The 15,384-nt window shown below is 62.5% G+C and carries 11 protein-coding genes and 1 pseudogene; 4 read left to right on the top strand and 8 right to left on the bottom strand.

From position 1 onward, the window contains the following. Entirely contained in the window at positions 1-1,365 is a 1,365-nt protein-coding gene (locus FJ490_RS11120; RefSeq protein ID WP_140495107.1) for an NAD(P)-dependent oxidoreductase, read from the bottom strand. 300 nt (positions 1,366-1,665) lie between these two features. Between FJ490_RS11120 and FJ490_RS11115 the strand changes: the two genes are divergently transcribed. Then, positions 1,666-2,442 (top strand): VOC family protein, encoded by a 777-nt coding sequence (locus FJ490_RS11115; RefSeq protein ID WP_140567426.1) that lies wholly within the window; start codon positions 1,666-1,668, stop codon positions 2,440-2,442. Positions 2,443-2,515: 73 nt separating this feature from the next. Here the strand turns inward: FJ490_RS11115 and FJ490_RS11110 are convergent, their stop codons facing one another. Next, the gene (locus FJ490_RS11110) at positions 2,516-3,004 is read right to left on the bottom strand and encodes a hypothetical protein (RefSeq protein WP_140495103.1); all 489 of its coding nucleotides are present in this window, start codon (positions 3,002-3,004) and stop codon (positions 2,516-2,518) included. 200 nt (positions 3,005-3,204) lie between these two features. Between FJ490_RS11110 and FJ490_RS11105 the strand changes: the two genes are divergently transcribed. After that, positions 3,205-3,597 (top strand): DoxX family protein, encoded by a 393-nt coding sequence (locus tag FJ490_RS11105; RefSeq protein ID WP_140516674.1) that lies wholly within the window; start codon positions 3,205-3,207, stop codon positions 3,595-3,597. Between the two features lie 21 nt (positions 3,598-3,618). On the opposite strand, the gene FJ490_RS11100 is transcribed toward FJ490_RS11105, so the two are convergent. Together FJ490_RS11100 and FJ490_RS11095 are read right to left on the bottom strand one after the other, a co-directional pair. After that, positions 3,619-6,045 (bottom strand): FAD-dependent oxidoreductase, encoded by a 2,427-nt coding sequence (locus FJ490_RS11100; protein WP_140685477.1) that lies wholly within the window; start codon positions 6,043-6,045, stop codon positions 3,619-3,621. Positions 6,046-6,111: 66 nt separating this feature from the next. Continuing rightward, positions 6,112-7,650, bottom strand: coding sequence for a trimethylamine methyltransferase family protein (locus FJ490_RS11095; RefSeq protein ID WP_140729199.1), 1,539 nt, complete (start codon positions 7,648-7,650; stop codon positions 6,112-6,114). Between FJ490_RS11095 and FJ490_RS11090 the strand changes: the two genes are divergently transcribed. Both FJ490_RS11090 and FJ490_RS11085 read left to right on the top strand, forming a co-directional pair. Continuing rightward, a complete protein-coding gene (locus FJ490_RS11090) occupies positions 7,649-7,852 on the top strand; it encodes a hypothetical protein (RefSeq protein WP_140516680.1) in 204 nt (67 codons plus the stop codon). The two genes, FJ490_RS11095 and FJ490_RS11090, sit on opposite strands and share 2 nt — an antisense overlap. A gap of 16 nt (positions 7,853-7,868) precedes the next feature. Continuing rightward, on the top strand, positions 7,869-8,459 hold the full coding sequence (locus tag FJ490_RS11085; protein WP_140521244.1) for a transglycosylase SLT domain-containing protein: 591 nt from the start codon (positions 7,869-7,871) through the stop codon (positions 8,457-8,459). 544 nt (positions 8,460-9,003) lie between these two features. On the opposite strand, the pseudogene FJ490_RS11080 reads toward FJ490_RS11085, so the two are convergent. The 4 genes and pseudogenes from FJ490_RS11080 to FJ490_RS11065 form a co-directional block, all read right to left on the bottom strand. Further along, positions 9,004-11,205, bottom strand: a pseudogene (locus FJ490_RS11080) (ABC transporter ATP-binding protein); the annotation flags it as partial. Positions 11,206-11,258: 53 nt separating this feature from the next. Continuing rightward, positions 11,259-12,416 (bottom strand): ABC transporter permease, encoded by a 1,158-nt coding sequence (locus FJ490_RS11075; RefSeq protein ID WP_140495091.1) that lies wholly within the window; start codon positions 12,414-12,416, stop codon positions 11,259-11,261. A 12-nt stretch (positions 12,417-12,428) separates the two neighbouring features. Continuing rightward, positions 12,429-13,463 carry an ABC transporter permease gene (locus FJ490_RS11070; RefSeq protein WP_140521245.1) on the bottom strand — a complete coding sequence of 345 codons (1,035 nt, stop codon included), beginning with the start codon at positions 13,461-13,463 and terminating at the stop codon, positions 12,429-12,431. A gap of 151 nt (positions 13,464-13,614) precedes the next feature. Next, the gene (locus tag FJ490_RS11065) at positions 13,615-15,273 is read right to left on the bottom strand and encodes an ABC transporter substrate-binding protein (protein ID WP_140495085.1); all 1,659 of its coding nucleotides are present in this window, start codon (positions 15,271-15,273) and stop codon (positions 13,615-13,617) included. Positions 15,274-15,384: the final 111 nt, after the last annotated feature.

Below are 15,384 nucleotides of genomic sequence, written 5' to 3'. Positions count from 1 at the left end.
TCATGCCCTCCCGTTCGAGGTCAGTGCCCGGTGAATGGATTCCGCCGCATCACGCCCTTGCGCCACGGCCGAGACGGTCAGGTCGTCGCCACCGAATATGCAGTCGCCGCCGGCCCAGACCTTGGCCAGCGAGGTGCGCCCTTCCGCATCGACCTTGATGCGCCCGGCCTCGAGCTCGATCGCAGCACCGCTGCCATTGAGCGCAGCGGGGACGAAACTCTGTCCGATCGCCTTGAACACCTGGTCGGCAACGAGGGTCAGCGTCTCGCCGGTGCCGGCAAGACTGTCGCCGTTCATGGCGGTGTATTCAAGCTCGATGGCATTGACCTTGCCGCCTTCGGCAATCACCCGCTTCGGCTGTAGCCAGTGTCGGATGACGACGCCGTTGGCGGCCGCCAGGTCCTGCTCGAATTCGGAAGCATTCATATGTTCCTGGCCGCGCCGGTAGCAGATCGTCACCTCCTCGGCGCCAAGCAGCTTCGACTGCACCGCGGCATCGATCGCCGTCATGCCGCCGCCGATGACGACGACGCGGCGGCCGACCGGCAGGCCGGAGAGATCGCTGGCTTGGCGCAGCTCGGAGATGAACTCGACGGCGTTGGTGACGCCCACGGCGGCCTCGCCATCGGCGCGCAGCGCATTGACGCCGCCGAGCCCCATGCCCAGAAACACCGCGTCATAATTGCGGATCAGGTCGGAGAGCTGATAGTCGCGGCCGAGCGCCTTACCGTTCTGGATATCAATCCCGCCAATCGAGGTGACGTACTCGACCTCGGCTTGGGCGAAATTGTCGACGCTCTTATAAGCGGCGATGCCGTATTCGTTGAGCCCGCCCGCCTTCGCGCGCGCTTCCAGGATTGTGACGTCGTGGCCATGGCGGGCGAGCCGATGTGCGGCGGCAAGGCCGGCCGGCCCGGCGCCCACCACGGCGACCGCCTTGCCTGTCGGTGCGGCACGTGGATAAAATTGCCTGTTCTCGCTCATCGCGATATCGGTGGCATAGCGCTGCAGCCGACCGATCTGCACCGGCTTGCCTTCCGCCACTTCGCGCACGCAGACCTCCTCGCACAGCGTCTCGGTCGGGCAGACGCGGGCGCACATGCCGCCCAGAATGTTCTGGTCGAAAATGGTCTTGGCCGAGCCGATCGGATTGCCCGTGGAGATCTGGCGGATGAACAGCGGAATGTCGATCGAGGTCGGGCATGCGTTCATGCACGGCGCGTCGTAGCAGAAATAGCAGCGGTCCGCTTCGACCAGCGCCTCGTGGTGATCGAGCGGCGGATGCAGGTCGGAAAAATTGTCCGCATACTGATCGGCAGGCAGCCGGCCGCCTGCAATGCCTTCCCTGAACTGGCCTTCTGCCATCGTCAGTTCCCCTTGTTTTCGTTTTAGGGAAGGCTAGCACGTTTTATTTTTTTATCAATTGGTCAATTTTCTACATAAGCCTCTGAAAAGGCTCGAATAAAACATGATAATTTGGTTCACGTTTAATATCATAATGCGCGAATGTCGAACTTTCGAGGAAGGACGGTCCGCTAAGCGGCAGGCCGCAATCATGGCATGCCTGTCGAGCCGCAATTTTTCCTCCGCTGTCGGATTTCCGTCTCGAAGATCGTCCTATGATGGATCGAAGGACGATCGACGCAAAAGGTGAGGAGACCGACGATGCCGAAATCCCCAATGCCCTTCTTCTGGTACGAATTGATGACATCAGACCTCGACGCCGCCGAGGCGTTCTATACCAAGGTGGTCGGCTGGACCGCGCAAGCCTTCGACAAGGCTCCCGGCATGCCGCGCTACATCGTCATGAATGTCGGCGAGCGTGGCGTCGGCGGGCTGATGACGATGCCTGAGGATGCCGCCAAGATGGGCATGCCTCCCGCCTGGCTTGGCTATATCCACACCAGGGATGTCGATGCTGCCACGGCGTCGCTGCAGAAAGCCGGCGGCGCCGTTCATCGCCAGCCCGACGACATTCCGGGCGTCGGCCGCTTTGCCGTCGTCGCCGATCCGCAAGGCGCGACCTTCATGTTCCTGCAGCCGAACGGGCCCGACCAGCCGGTCGTGCCGGCCAGCACGCCGGGCCATATCGGCTGGCACGAGCTTTACACAACCGACTGGAAGGCTGCGTTCGACTTCTATTCCAGCCAGTTCGGATGGACCAATGCCGGCGATTTCGACATGGGGCCGATGGGAACCTATCAAACCTTCGCGGCCGGCCCCGAATCCGGTGGCGGCATCATGAACAAACCCGAACAGATCCCGGTGCCGGTCTGGCAGTTTTATTTCAACGTAACCGCCATCGACGCGGCGGCAAAACGGGTGACCGACAATGGCGGCAAGATCCTGATGGGCCCGATGGAGGTCCCCGGCGGCAGCTGGATCGTGCAATGCCAGGACCCGCAAGGCGCCCATTTCGCCTTGATGGCGCCCGGACGGTAAGGGGCTCAACGTCGCACAGGAGGACGGCCTTTTGACCAAGGGATTGAAGGCCGTCCCCCAGCCTGGCGCCGAGCTATTCCGGCGTCAGCACCGCGACTTTCAGGCCTGCCTTTTTTGCACCGCTGAACTGGACGGTGGCCGGGCCGGGCGCAAGCTTGAACCGAACGCTCTTGCGAATGTCCGGACAGGTCTTGACCCCGCTGTAGCCGGCCAATTTCACGGTATGGCCGTCCTGAATGACATCGATCCAGGCTTCGCCCGACAGGCTTATCTGGATGCCCCCTTCCGGCGGCACAACCATGCTGGCGACAGCGCCGAACGTGCCAGGCGCCGGGGCACGTTCCGGCGGGAGGGCGAATTCCGCCGTCTCGGCCGGCACCAGAACCAGATCGGCGGCAGCGCCGACCGCCAGCGTCGTCCCCGACGCAGCAGAAGGAGGCGCGGCGAACAGCGCCTGCTCGCGCGTTACCGGCCATTTGAAAGCCTCGCAGCCGGCATCCTCGGCCATCGCGAAGCTGGTACCTGCAAGGATTGCGAAAAAGCTGATGACGACTTTTTTCATGGCGAGAGACCCCCAAACGATTTCAACTATCTACAAATCGATACAACCATAGGGATAATAATGCAACCTTAGGGAGAAAATATCGACGCGTTGCGGAACGTCTCGCATCACCGATTGTTGATGTTAGGTAGCGGGAAGTGAATGGTCCATTTCAGGGCGATAATCTAGGTCGGGCCAGGAGGGCGAAAACGGAGTTTCAGATGGCGCTTTTCGAAGGCTTGGCCCGATACCAGCCACAGGCGCTCGGCGTTCTGCGCATCATGACTGCGCTGCAGTTCATCGAGCATGGCAGCCAGAAGCTGTTCAATTTCCCGGCAAGCGCCGAACCCCACGCCCTCAGCGGGTTGACGCTGACAGCCGGCATTCTCGAGTTCGCCGGCGGCATCCTGCTCGCGCTGGGGCTGTTCACCCGCCCAGTCGCCTTCCTTCTGGCCGGCGAGATGGCGATCGCCTATTTCATGGCGCACATGCCGCGCGGCTTCTTCCCGGTCAACAATGGCGGCGATTTGGCGATCTCGTTCTGCTTCATCTTCCTCTATCTGTTCTTCGCCGGTCCTGGCGCCTTTGCGCTCGACAATCGCCGCGCTGCCTGATGCGAGCCGGATGCGGATTGTTCACGCCCGCATCCGCTCCAAATTGGCGTCGAACAGCGGCACCGGCTGCATGCGTGCGGCGTGGCGCTTGCCGAGGATTTCGATCTCGAAGCCTTCGCTCTCCTCGGCGATCTCCTTCGGCACGTAGCCCATGGCCACCGATTTCCTTGAATGATGCGCATAGCCGCCTGACGTCACCCAGCCACGCACCGTGCCGCCGAACCAGATCGGCTCGTCGGCGATGACATCGGCGTCGGCAGCCTCGACGATGAAGGCGCGCAGCCTGAGCTTGCCGCCCTGCCTGCGCTCTGCCAACGCCCCGGTCTTGCCTATGAAATCGGCTTCCTTGCCATAGGCGACAAAGCGATCGAGCCCTGCCTCCAGCGGTCCGTAGATCGGCCGGTATTCGCGCGCCCACGAGCCATAGTTCTTTTCCAGCCGCAGTGCGTTCAGCGCACGGGAGCCGAACAGACCAATGCCGAACTCCTCGCCCGCCGCCATCAGCGCCTGGAACGCCGCGCGCTGATATTCCGGCGCCACCCAGATTTCATAGCCGAGATCACCGGTGTAGCTGACGCGGCCTACCAGGCACGGCGCCATGCCGATATCCATCTTGCCGATGGCCATGAAGGGAAAGGCGGCGTTCGAGACATCCGTCCGCGTGACCTTGGCCAGCACGTCCCGCGCCTTCGGCCCGGCGACGGCAAGGCCGGTGAGTTTCGCGCCCGAAGCCTCGATGCGGACAGAACCATCAGCGGGCAGATGCTCTTCGAACCAGCGCATATGGTACTGCTCGGCAATGCCGGAACCGGCGATGAACCACTCCTCGCCGCCGAGATTGGCCAGCGTGAAATCGCCGATGAGCTTGCCGTCCTCCTTCAGCATAGGCGCCAGCGTCATGCGGCCTGGCCTCGGCAGCTTGCAGGCGAGCAGCCGGTCGAGCCATGCGGCAGCACCCTCGCCTGTCACGCCGTATTTGGCGAAATTCGAAATCTCGGCGAGGCCGACGCCCCCGCGAACGTTTGCAACCTCCCTGCCGACATGCGCGAAATCGCTCGAGCGACGCCACGAGAACTCGTCCTTGACGCCTTCGGGCGCGTACCAGAGCGGGACTTCCAGCCCATAGGACACGCCCCATTGCGCGCCCTTGGCCGACAGCAGGTCATAGACCGGCGTGGTCTTCAGCGGCCGTCCGGCGGGCAATTCCTCATTGGGGAAGCGTATCGAAAAGCGCCTGGAATAGTTCTCGCGCACCTTAGCGTTGGTGTAGGCCATCGTCGCCCAGTCGCCATAGCGCGACACGTCCATGGCCCAGATGTCGGCGCCGGGATCGCCCTCGATCATCCAGTTGGACAGCGCGAGCCCAACGCCGCCGCCCTGGCTGAAACCGGCCATGACGCCGCAGGCCACCCAGAAGCCCGGCAAACCGCGCACCGGCCCGACCAGCGGGTTGCCGTCAGGCGCGAAGGTGAAGGGTCCGTTGATGATCTGCTTGATGCCGGTGTTCTGAAAGGCCGGGAAATGCCGGAAGCCGACTTCCAGCGACGGCGCGATGCGGTCGATGTCCGGCTCCAGCAATTCATGGCCGAAATTCCACGGCGTCTGGTGCTCGGACCATGCCTTGTTGGCCTTCTCATAGGTGCCCATCAGCATGCCGCCGCGCTCCTGGCGCAGATAGAGCTCGCCGTCGAAATCGACGGCGTGGATGATCTCGGTGCCGGTCTTGGCGTTCCAGGCGGCGACCTCCGGCATGTCCTCGGTGATCAGGTACATGTGCTCCATGGCCAGCACCGGCAGTTCGAGCCCGACCATGCGGCCGACCTCGCGCGCCCAAAGGCCACCGGCGTTGACGACATGCTCGGCCACGACCTCGCCCTTGTTGGTGATGACGCGCCACAGCCCGTCGGGACGCCGCACGATGTCCTCGACCTTGGTGAAGCGCTCGACCTCGGCGCCCAGCTTACGCGCAGCCTTGGCATAGGCATGGGTGACGCCGGAGGGATCGAGATGGCCGTCCTCCTTGTTGCGGACAGCGCCGACGAACTGCTTGGGGTCGAGCAGAGGCATCAGTTCGGCCGCTTCTTTCGGCGAGATTTCTTCGAGATCGATGCCGAGATAGCGACCCTTGGCGACGACGCCACGCAGCCAGTCGAGCCGTGCCTCGGTCGCCGCCAGCAGCACGCCGCCGGTCAGATGCACGCCGGTCGCCTGGCCGGAAAGCTCCTCGATCTCCTTGTAGAGGTTGATCGTGTATTTCTGCAGCTTGGCGACGTTGGGATCGCCATTGATCGTGTGCATGCCGCCGGCCGCGTGCCACGTCGAGCCTGAAGTCAGCTCGTCTCGCTCCAGAAGCACGACGTCGGTCCAGCCATGGCGGGCGAGATGGAACAGCACGGAACACCCGACAACCCCGCCGCCAATGACCACGACCTTTGCATGCGATTTCATGGGTTCTTCTCTGATATCAGTGAGTTGGATGGGCTAGATGATTCAAAACGGGACGTTCGTGGCGCATCACGGCTCGCCCGCCCCAATCTCTTCCTTGCGCTTGGTCACGTAGGCCTCCAGCGCTTCGCGCACGGTGACGTCCATCGGCGGCTCGACATAGTCTTCGAGCGCCTTCTTCCACAACCGCGTGGCGCGCGCGGTTGCGTCGAGGCCGCCGGCTTCCTGCCAGGCTTCAAAATTCTGCCAGTTCGAAAGCATCGGCTGATAGAAGGCCGTCGCATAACGTTCCAGCGTGTGCGGCTCGCCGAAGAAATGGCCGCCGGTCGGCACCGCGCCCAGCGCCTCGACGGCAAGCTCGGCCTCGTCGACCACGATCGGGCGCAAAAACTCCATCATGTGCTGGATCATTTCGACGTCGATGATGAATTTCTCGAACGACGCCGTCAGCCCGCCCTCCTGCCAGCCGGCGGCGTGATAGACGAGGTTGCCGTGGCCGAGCACAGCGCCCCACAGCGCCATCAACGTCTCGTAAGCGCCTTGCGCATCGGCGGCGTTGGAGGCCGAGCCCGGTGTTGTCCGGTAGGGCAGCCCGTAACGCCGTGCCAATTGCCCCGACGCGATGTTGGCCTTGGTGTTTTCAGGCGTGCCGAAGGCCGGCGCGCCCGACTTCATGTCGACATTGGAGGTAAAGGCGCCATACATGACCGGCGCGCCCGGACGCACAAGTTGCGTCAGGACTACGCCGAACAGTGCTTCCGCATTCTGCTGCGCGAGCGCACCCGCCAGCGTCACCGGGCTCATCGCGCCCATCAGCGTGAACGGCGTCACTGCCACAGACTGGCCGAATTCGGCCATCGTCATCAGCCCCTCGGCCATCATCTCGTCGAAACGGCGCGGCGAGTTGACCGAGATGATGGTGGCGATGCCGGGATCGTCGCGCAACTGGTCCAGCGTCAGCCCGCGCGCGATCGCCATCATCTCGATCCCGTCCAGCGCCCTGCCCCGGCCGATCGCCGAGACATGGAAGCTTTTGTCGGTCAGCGTCAGATTGGTGAAATAGGTGTCGAGATGGCGCGAATTGGCCGGCAATTCGACCGGCGCGCAGACCTGGTTGCCGAGCATGTGCACGCAGTTGAAATGCTGTGCCAGCCGGGTCAGGTCCGCATAGTCGCGCAAATTGCCGGGGCGGCGGCCCCGCGCCATGTCGTGCACGTTGGGCGGCCCCGCAACGAGCGTGAAATTGATTGTGTTGCCGCCGAGATGAACGGCGTTGGCCGGATTGCGCGGTGTAAGGGAATAATTGGACCGCGTCGTCTTCAGCGCCTCGTCGACCATGCCGCGGTCAATGCGCACGTTCGCGGACGCGTGGTCCACGCTGGCACCGGCCTGCTCGAACAGCGAGAGCGCCCGCGGGCTCATCACCTCGATGCCGAAATTCTCCAATATGTGGATCGACGCCTGGTGGATCGCCTCGATCTGGTCGGGCGACAGCAAGGCCATCGGCGGATAAGGATTGGTCACCCGCCTCGCCGGCAGCTGCGGGATAGGCCCTGGTCCCCGGTTGCTGGTGCGCTCGGCGCCGCGCTTGCGTCTTGGTTCGTTCATGCCAGGCATCAAAGCCTCGGCAAACCGCGCCAGCTGTCAGAAATACGCCGTTTGCGGGCGCGATTTTAACCGAGGCGGCATTTTCGAAACATCGATTTATGAAAAGCGACAAGATATGTCGGGTGATCAATATGGCATTTTTCTGAAGCGCCCGCATCGGCGGCCCGTTAACGAGGGCAGCAAGATTCCCTTTATGATTTGAGCCTATTGCTCTGCCGATGCGTAGGTCGAGTTTTAGTAAAATTGTAGCGGTTGGTATGCTGCTGGCACTTTCGGCCTGTGCGACGGCCCCCAGCCACATCAACAATGTCTGCGCCGTCTTCGACCAGAATGACGGCTGGTTCGACAATTGGCAGTCGGCCGCCGAACGCGCCGAGCAGAAATACGGCGTGCCCGTCCCCGTGCTGATGGCGACCGTGCGCAAGGAATCGGGATTCAAGAGCAACGCCCGGCCGCCACGCACCAAACTGCTCGGTTTCATCCCATGGAAGCACGTCTCGTCGGCCACCGGCTTCTCGCAGGCGCTGGACGGCACCTGGTCGCAATATCAGAGCGAAACCGGCAACTGGGCGGCGCGCCGGACCAAATTCGCCGACGCCGTCGATTTCGTCGGCTGGTACCATTCCAAGACAGCGGATACCTACGGCGTCGCCCGCAACGACACCTACAATCTCTACCTTGCCTACTATCTCGGCTGGACCGCCTATGGCCGCGGCAATCGTGGCGATTCCGGCGTCCAGAGCTATGCCCGGGCCACCGACAAGATGGCCCGCGACTATGCCGAACAGCTAAGGCAGTGCGGCAGCTAAAGGGCTCCCGCTACAACGACAGCGCCTGTCAGCGCGGCTTCCTGCCGAACACCTTGATGTATTCCGCCTCGCCGCCCTTGGCGAGCGCCTTCGCCTGCTTGACCCAGTCCTCGCGCTCGATGCGGCCCTGGAATCTCAAATGGTCGTCGACCCACTCCCGTTCGGCCTTCTTCCACGAGGCAATTTGAGCGTAGGTGAAGATACCGAGGCCATTGAGGATGGCTTCCGTCTTCGGACCCACGCCGGATATCAATTTCAAGTCGTCCGGCTTGGCAGGCTTGGAGATGCCGGCGGGTCGGTTCCTGTCGGCCGCGCCATCACGCGCCGCGCCTGGTCTGGCCGCACGGCCGCTAATTGGTGCGACACGCGCATTCTCTGCCTGGCGGCCCTCGCCGAGCGTTCTCGGCCTGAAAGGCGCGGAGGTCGCGTTGGCATCGGTCGCCGGTGCACCTGTTTCGGAGACCTCGTCGCGCACCTCGTGGCGGCGGGCTCGCCACACGGCTTCTGTCTCCTCGGCGTCCTCTCCCACCGCGCTGGCTTCCGCACTGGCGGTCTTGCCATGTGGTCGGTTGGGTGGCTGACCGGCAAAGCCCGGGCCGGCCCCATGCGGCGCGTCGTCCGGCACGCCCTCATGGTCGGCATGCTGCTTGTCGAACTTGATCACTGGCTCCATCGTCGCCAGAACGTCGTCCGAGAGCCAGCACAGGCTCATGTGCCCGCCGCCCAGGTTCTTTACCGGCGGCACCTTGGTTTCGCAGAGATTATCCGGCACCAGTCTCTTGTAGCCGCAGCGCGTCTGGAATGGACAGCCTGTCGGCGGGTTCATTGCCGAGGGTATGTCGCCCTCCAGCACGATGTGCTTCTTGACCACGCTGGTGTCGGCGATCGGGATCGCCGAAAGCAGTGCCTCGGTGTAGGGATGATAGGGCGGCGCGAAGATCTGGTCGGTCGTACCTTGCTCGACGATATAGCCGAGATACATGACGACGACCCGGTCGGCGATATAGCGCACGACCGACAAATCGTGGCTGATGAACAGCATCGTCGTCTTGTTCTTGCGCTGGATGTCCATCAGCAGCTCGGTCACCGCCGCCTGCACCGACACGTCGAGCGCCGAGACCGGCTCGTCGGCCACCACCACCTTGGCATCGCCGGCAAAGGCGCGCGCCACGCCGATGCGCTGCTTCTGGCCACCCGAAAGCTGGCGCGGCTTGCGGCTCTCGAAGGCGCGCGGCAGCTTCACCAGGTCAAGCAATTCCAGCATGCGCTTGCGCCGGTCGGCGACGGTCTTGCCGACGTTGAATTTTTCCAGTGTGCGGATGATCTGCGAGCCGACCGAATGGCTGGGGTTGAGCGTATCGAACGGGTTCTGGAACACCATCTGGATCGACGACACCGTGTCGACGCTGCGGCTCTCGATGCCGGTCGACTGGATTTCCTTGTTGGCGAGCGTGACCTTGCCGGAGCTCGCCGTCTCGAGCCCGAGCAGTACTTTGGCCAGCGTCGATTTTCCGCACCCGGATTCGCCGACAATGGCGACGGTTTCGGATTCGCGCGCCGTAAACGAAATCGTCTCGTTGGCCTTGACGACGCGTCCCTCGCTTGAGCCGAACACCTCGCTGCCGCCAACCTTGTAGTATTTTCTCAAGTCCTCGATCTTGAGTACCGGTGCGCCAGGCACGACCTTCTCATTGACCTTTTTGGCGCCGGGCGGCAGGGCGTCCCAATCAATTTCGTTGAAGCGCACGCAGCGCGAGAAATGACCTTCATGTCCCGCGACTTCGATCATCGGGATTTCGGCGGCGTTGCAGACGCCCTCGACGAAATGGTGGCAGCGCGGACCGAAATTACAGCCCTTCGGCCTTTCATGCGGCAGGGGCAGCTGGCCGGGGATCGAGATCAGCGGCCGCGAGTTCTTATCGGCGCCCGGCAGTGGAATCGAGCGGAAAAGGCCCTGCGTATAGGGATGGCGCATCCGGTCGAACACGTCCTTGATCTTGCCGGTCTCGACGGCCTCGCCCGAATACATCACCGTGATGCGGTCGCAGGTCTCCAGGATCAGGCCAAGATTGTGCGACACGAAGATCATCGAGGTGCCGAACTTCTCGCCCAGCCCCTTGACCAGTTCGACGATACCCGCCTCCACCGTCACGTCGAGCGCCGTCGTCGGCTCGTCGAGGAGAAGCAACGCCGGCTTCGACAGCAGCGCCATGGCGATGACGATGCGCTGCTGCTGGCCGCCGGAAAGCTGGTGCGGATAGGAGCGCATCATGCGTTCCGGATCGGGAAGCTTCACTGAGCGCACCATTTCGAGCGCACGTTTATAGGCCTCTTCCTTCGACACCTTGTCGTGGATCAACGGCACTTCCATTAGCTGCTGGCCGATCTTCATCGCCGGGTTCAGGCTCGCCATCGGCTCCTGATAAATCATGGCGATCTTGTTGCCACGGATGCTGCGCAGCTCCTCCTCGGAGAGCTCGCCCATGTCCTTGCCCTGGAACTTGATCTTGCCGCCGACGATCTTCCCGATGTTGGAGAGATCACGCATGATGCCGAGCGACACGGTCGACTTGCCGCAGCCGGATTCGCCGACAATGCCCATCGCCTCGCCGGGCATGACCGTGCAGGAAAAATCCATCACGGCCGGTATCTCGCCCTTGCGGGTGAAGAAGGAGATCGACAGGTTCTCGATCTCGATGATCGGCCCATTGTTCGGCCTGGCCGGATTTCGAACTGCCTCGTTCATGGGTCGCTCCAATCCTTGGTTTTTCCGGGCAAGTAGGGTCGAGGACCCCGCCATCAATCCTTCATCGATTGCTCGCGCAGGGAGTCGGCGAGCAGGTTTAGCCCCAGCACGAACGACATCAGCGCGATCGTCGGCGGCAGTGCCGGGTGGATGAAGGAACGCAGCAGCCGGCTGGCATCCTTGATCGCAGTGCCCCAGTCGGGACTTTCCGGCGCCAGCCCGAGGCCGAAATAGCCCAGCGTGCCGAGCAGGATGGTTGTGTAGCCGATGCGCAGGCAGGCATCGACGATCAGCGGTCCGCGCGCATTGGGCAGGATCTCCCACAGCATGATGTACCATGGCGATTCACCGCGCGTCTGGGCCGCCGCCACATAGTCCCGCGTCTTGATATCCATGGTCAGGCCACGCACGATGCGGAACACGCCCGGGCTGGAGGCGAACACCACCGCCACGAAGATGTTGAGCTGGTTGGGATCGATATGCACGATCTTCAGCGGGTCGGCATCGAACACCAGGCCGGCATAGATCCAGCCGCCGACCACCAGCGTCAGTCCGAGCAGGATGTAGATCCGGTCGGAACGGTTCTTGTAGCGCGTCCAGAACAGCACGCAGAAGAAAATAATCGGGAACAGGAAGAAAACGCCGGCCAGCGCGTAGGGGATCGGCGTGTCCATGATGCCCGGCGTCACCAGGAGGTAGAACAGCAGGATAACCGGGAAGGCCAGCACGAGATTGGCCAGGAACGACAAAACGGTATCGATCTTGCCGCCATAATAGCCGGCCGGCAGGCCGAGCGTGATGCCGACCATAAGCGCGAAGCCGGTCGCCGCCGGCGCGATGATCAGGACGATCTGGCTGCCATAGACCATGCGTGAAAAGACATCGCGGGCGAGCTTGTCGCCACCGAATAGATAAGCGAGGCCCGATTGCGGTTCGATGGCTCCGGGCAGTGTATCCTTCATGATGGGAATCTGGCCGAGCGGATCGAAAGGCGAGATGGTCGAGGCGAAGATCGCCGTGAACAGCCAGAACAGGCAGATGGCCACCCCCGCTATGCCGACGCCGCTGTCGAACAGTTGGCCGTAGAGAGCCAGCTTCTTCTTGTAGAGGAAGCTCGCGCCCATGACGATGAGAAGCGCGAGCCAGACCGGCCAGAAGCGCCAGAGCACTTCGAGGACGACGGTGGAGGCGCCGATATATTGGGCTTGCATGCGCCGTCTCCCCTACTGGACCCGAATGCGCGGATTGAGGAACGCGTAGCCGACATCGGAAATGAGCTGCGTGATCAGGACGATGAACACCGAGACCAGCGAGCAGCCGAGCAAAAGGTCGATGTCGTTGTTGCCTGCGGCCTCGACCAGCGTGTAGCCGAAGCCCTGATAGCGGAACATCACCTCGACGATGACGACGCCGGTGAGCAGCCACGGAAACTGCAGCATGATCACGGTGAAGGGCGCGATCAGAGCGTTGCGCAGCGCGTGCTTGACCACCACGCTTTTGAAGGAAAGACCCTTCAGCCGGGCGGTGCGGATATATTGCTGCGTCATCACCTCGACCATCGAGGCACGCGTCATGCGCGCGATGTAGCCGATGCCGTAGATGGCCAGCGTGATCACCGGCAGCGTGAAGTTATAGAAGGTGATGCCCTGGCTTGCCGATGCGGCGGATCCGTTCAGCCAGCCAAGCCAGGAGGCGAAGATGACGGTAAAGATGACGCCCGATACATATTCGGGCGTCGCCGTCGAGGCGATCGAGGCGACCGACAGCACCCGGTCGGTGCGCGACCCCTCGCGCATGCCGGCCAGGATGCCGATCAGCAGCGAGACCGGCACCATCACCGCCAGCACACAGAACATCAGGATGCCCGTGGCGCCGAGCGCAGGGAATAGCTTGGCCCCCACCGTGGTCTTGAATTTGGTCGAGCAGCCGAAATCACCCTGGAGCACGCCGGAGAACTTCGGCTCGGCCGGATCATTGCAGAAAGAGAAGCGCTGCGCCGGCTTACCGGTCGCCGGATCGGTTACCGGCTGCTTGGGCACGACGCCGAGCCACTGGCCGTAGCGCACGAAAAAGTTCTGCCGGTAGCCGTGATTGACCAGCCAGCTTTCCAGCTGTTCGGCCGAGGTGTGCATCTCGGTCTGGCTGATCGCCAGCTTCTTCAGGTTGGGTTCCAGATTGACGAGGAAGAAGACGACCAGCGTCAGGCACAGCATCGTGAGCAGTATCGTGCCGATGCGTCTGGCGATGAATGAGAACATTGTACCCCCCTGCCGGCCGGGTTGGGGTCAGATAGGTTCAACCCTGTATCAAAAACCTTGTGACGTCACGCCGCCGCTGCATCCAATGCAACGGCGGCGATGCCGCGGGAGCGAAAGGCGCGCTGGCGCCCCGCTCCCGACAGGCTGTGGGTCACGCCTGATCGAGCCAGACCTTGCCGAAGTCGTGCTCGTAGGTGGGGTGCATCGAGTGGTTCTTCACCTCGGGCTTGATGTTGATGTAGAGCTTGCGCCAGTAAGGCTGGATGATGATGCCGGAATCCTGCAGCATCTGCTCGATGTCCTTCATCACCACCTTGCGCTTCTCCGCGTCGGCGATCCCGAGCGCCTCGTTGACCTTCTTGTCGAAGTCCGGATTGGCGTAGGCCGTCTCGTTCCAGGCTTCACCCGAGCGGTAGGCGATGGCGATGACCTGGATGCCAAGTGGACGCATGTTCCAGTTGGTTTCCGAGAACGGATATTTCGTCCAGTCGTTCCAGAAGGTCGAGCTCGGCAGCACGGTGCGCTTCACCTTGATGCCAGCCTCGCGCAGTTGGGCCGCGATCGCGTCCGTGGTGTTCTTGTGGTAGTCCTCGTCGTTGCTGATCAGCTCGTGTTCGAAATCGATCACGCCGGCTTCCGTCAGCATCTGCTTGGCCTTGGCGATGTCGCGCTTGATTTTGGGCAGCTCGACATATTCGGGATGGATCGGCGCGACATGGTGGTTCTCGGCCGGCGTGCCGGCATTGCCGTAGCCGAGCTGCAGCACCACCGAGTTGTCGACGGCCAGACACATCGCCTGACGCACTTTCTGGTCGCCATAAGGCTTGGCGTTGACGTTGAAGCGCGACACCACGGTGGCGGCGGTCACGACCTCGGAAGGCGGCGCGCCGACGTCTGCGATGATCTTGACGTAGTCGGCGGTCGTCTCATGGTTGGTCTGAACTTCGCCCGATTCGAAGGCCGAAACCGTTGCGGCCGGATCGGTGCCGTAATCGATGAACTCGACGCCATCGAGGAAGGCTTCGCCCTGCCACCACTTGCCGGTCTCGCGGCGCTTGTAGACGACCTTCTGGCCGACGTCGTAGGAGACGAGCTCGAACGGACCCGTACCGATCGGGCAGTTCTTGAAGTTGGCGCCCTTCTCGTCGAAGCTCTTGTGCACCACCAGTGCCGGATAATCGGTCAGGTTGGGGATGATGGCGATATCGGGTTTGGTGAGCTTCAGCTTGACGGTCATGTCGTCGACCTTGATGACCGACCCTTCGCGCAATTTCTTGGTCTTGTCATCGACGAGGCTGCCGAGACGGCCCGGCATGGAGTTGCCTTCCGCGGCCTTGTCGGCCCAGCGGGTGAAATTGTAGATCACGTCGTCGGCGGTGAACTTGTCACCATTGTTCCATTCGACGCCCGGCCGCACATGCAGCGTGTACTCGGTGGCGTCGTCATTGATGTCCCAGCTTTCCAGGAGATAGGGCGCGAATGTGTACTGGTGGGTGTATTTCACCAGCGGCTCGAGCGCCTGCCTCTCGGCATTGGAGATTTCCGACCAGTCGGCCGTGCGCGGATCCTTGGGATCCTTGACCGACATTGCCACCTTGAGCACGCCGCCTTTCTTACCCTGCACGTCCTCGGCCTTGGCCGGCGTCGGGGCGGCGAGCCCCAGAAGGCCATAGGCCATGGCCGTCGAAGCGCCGAAGACGCTGGCGAGCGCGAGGAATTCGCGGCGATCGACCTTACCCGACTTGGCCTCTTCGGCCATGGCCAGGATGTGATCCGGAACGCTATCGCCATTACTCTTGTAGATTGTCATGACTAACTCCCATTGTTGGCTTTCCGCCGATTAACATTCCGCATCCAGGCCATGATGTCAAAGACGGCATGGTTGGGAACATATTGACGAATGTGCAACTTTGGAGGGGGA

The organism is Mesorhizobium sp. B2-5-11, from assembly GCF_006440835.1.
GTDB lineage: Bacteria > Pseudomonadota > Alphaproteobacteria > Rhizobiales > Rhizobiaceae > Mesorhizobium.
This window is presented reverse-complemented; position numbering and strand designations above follow the sequence as displayed.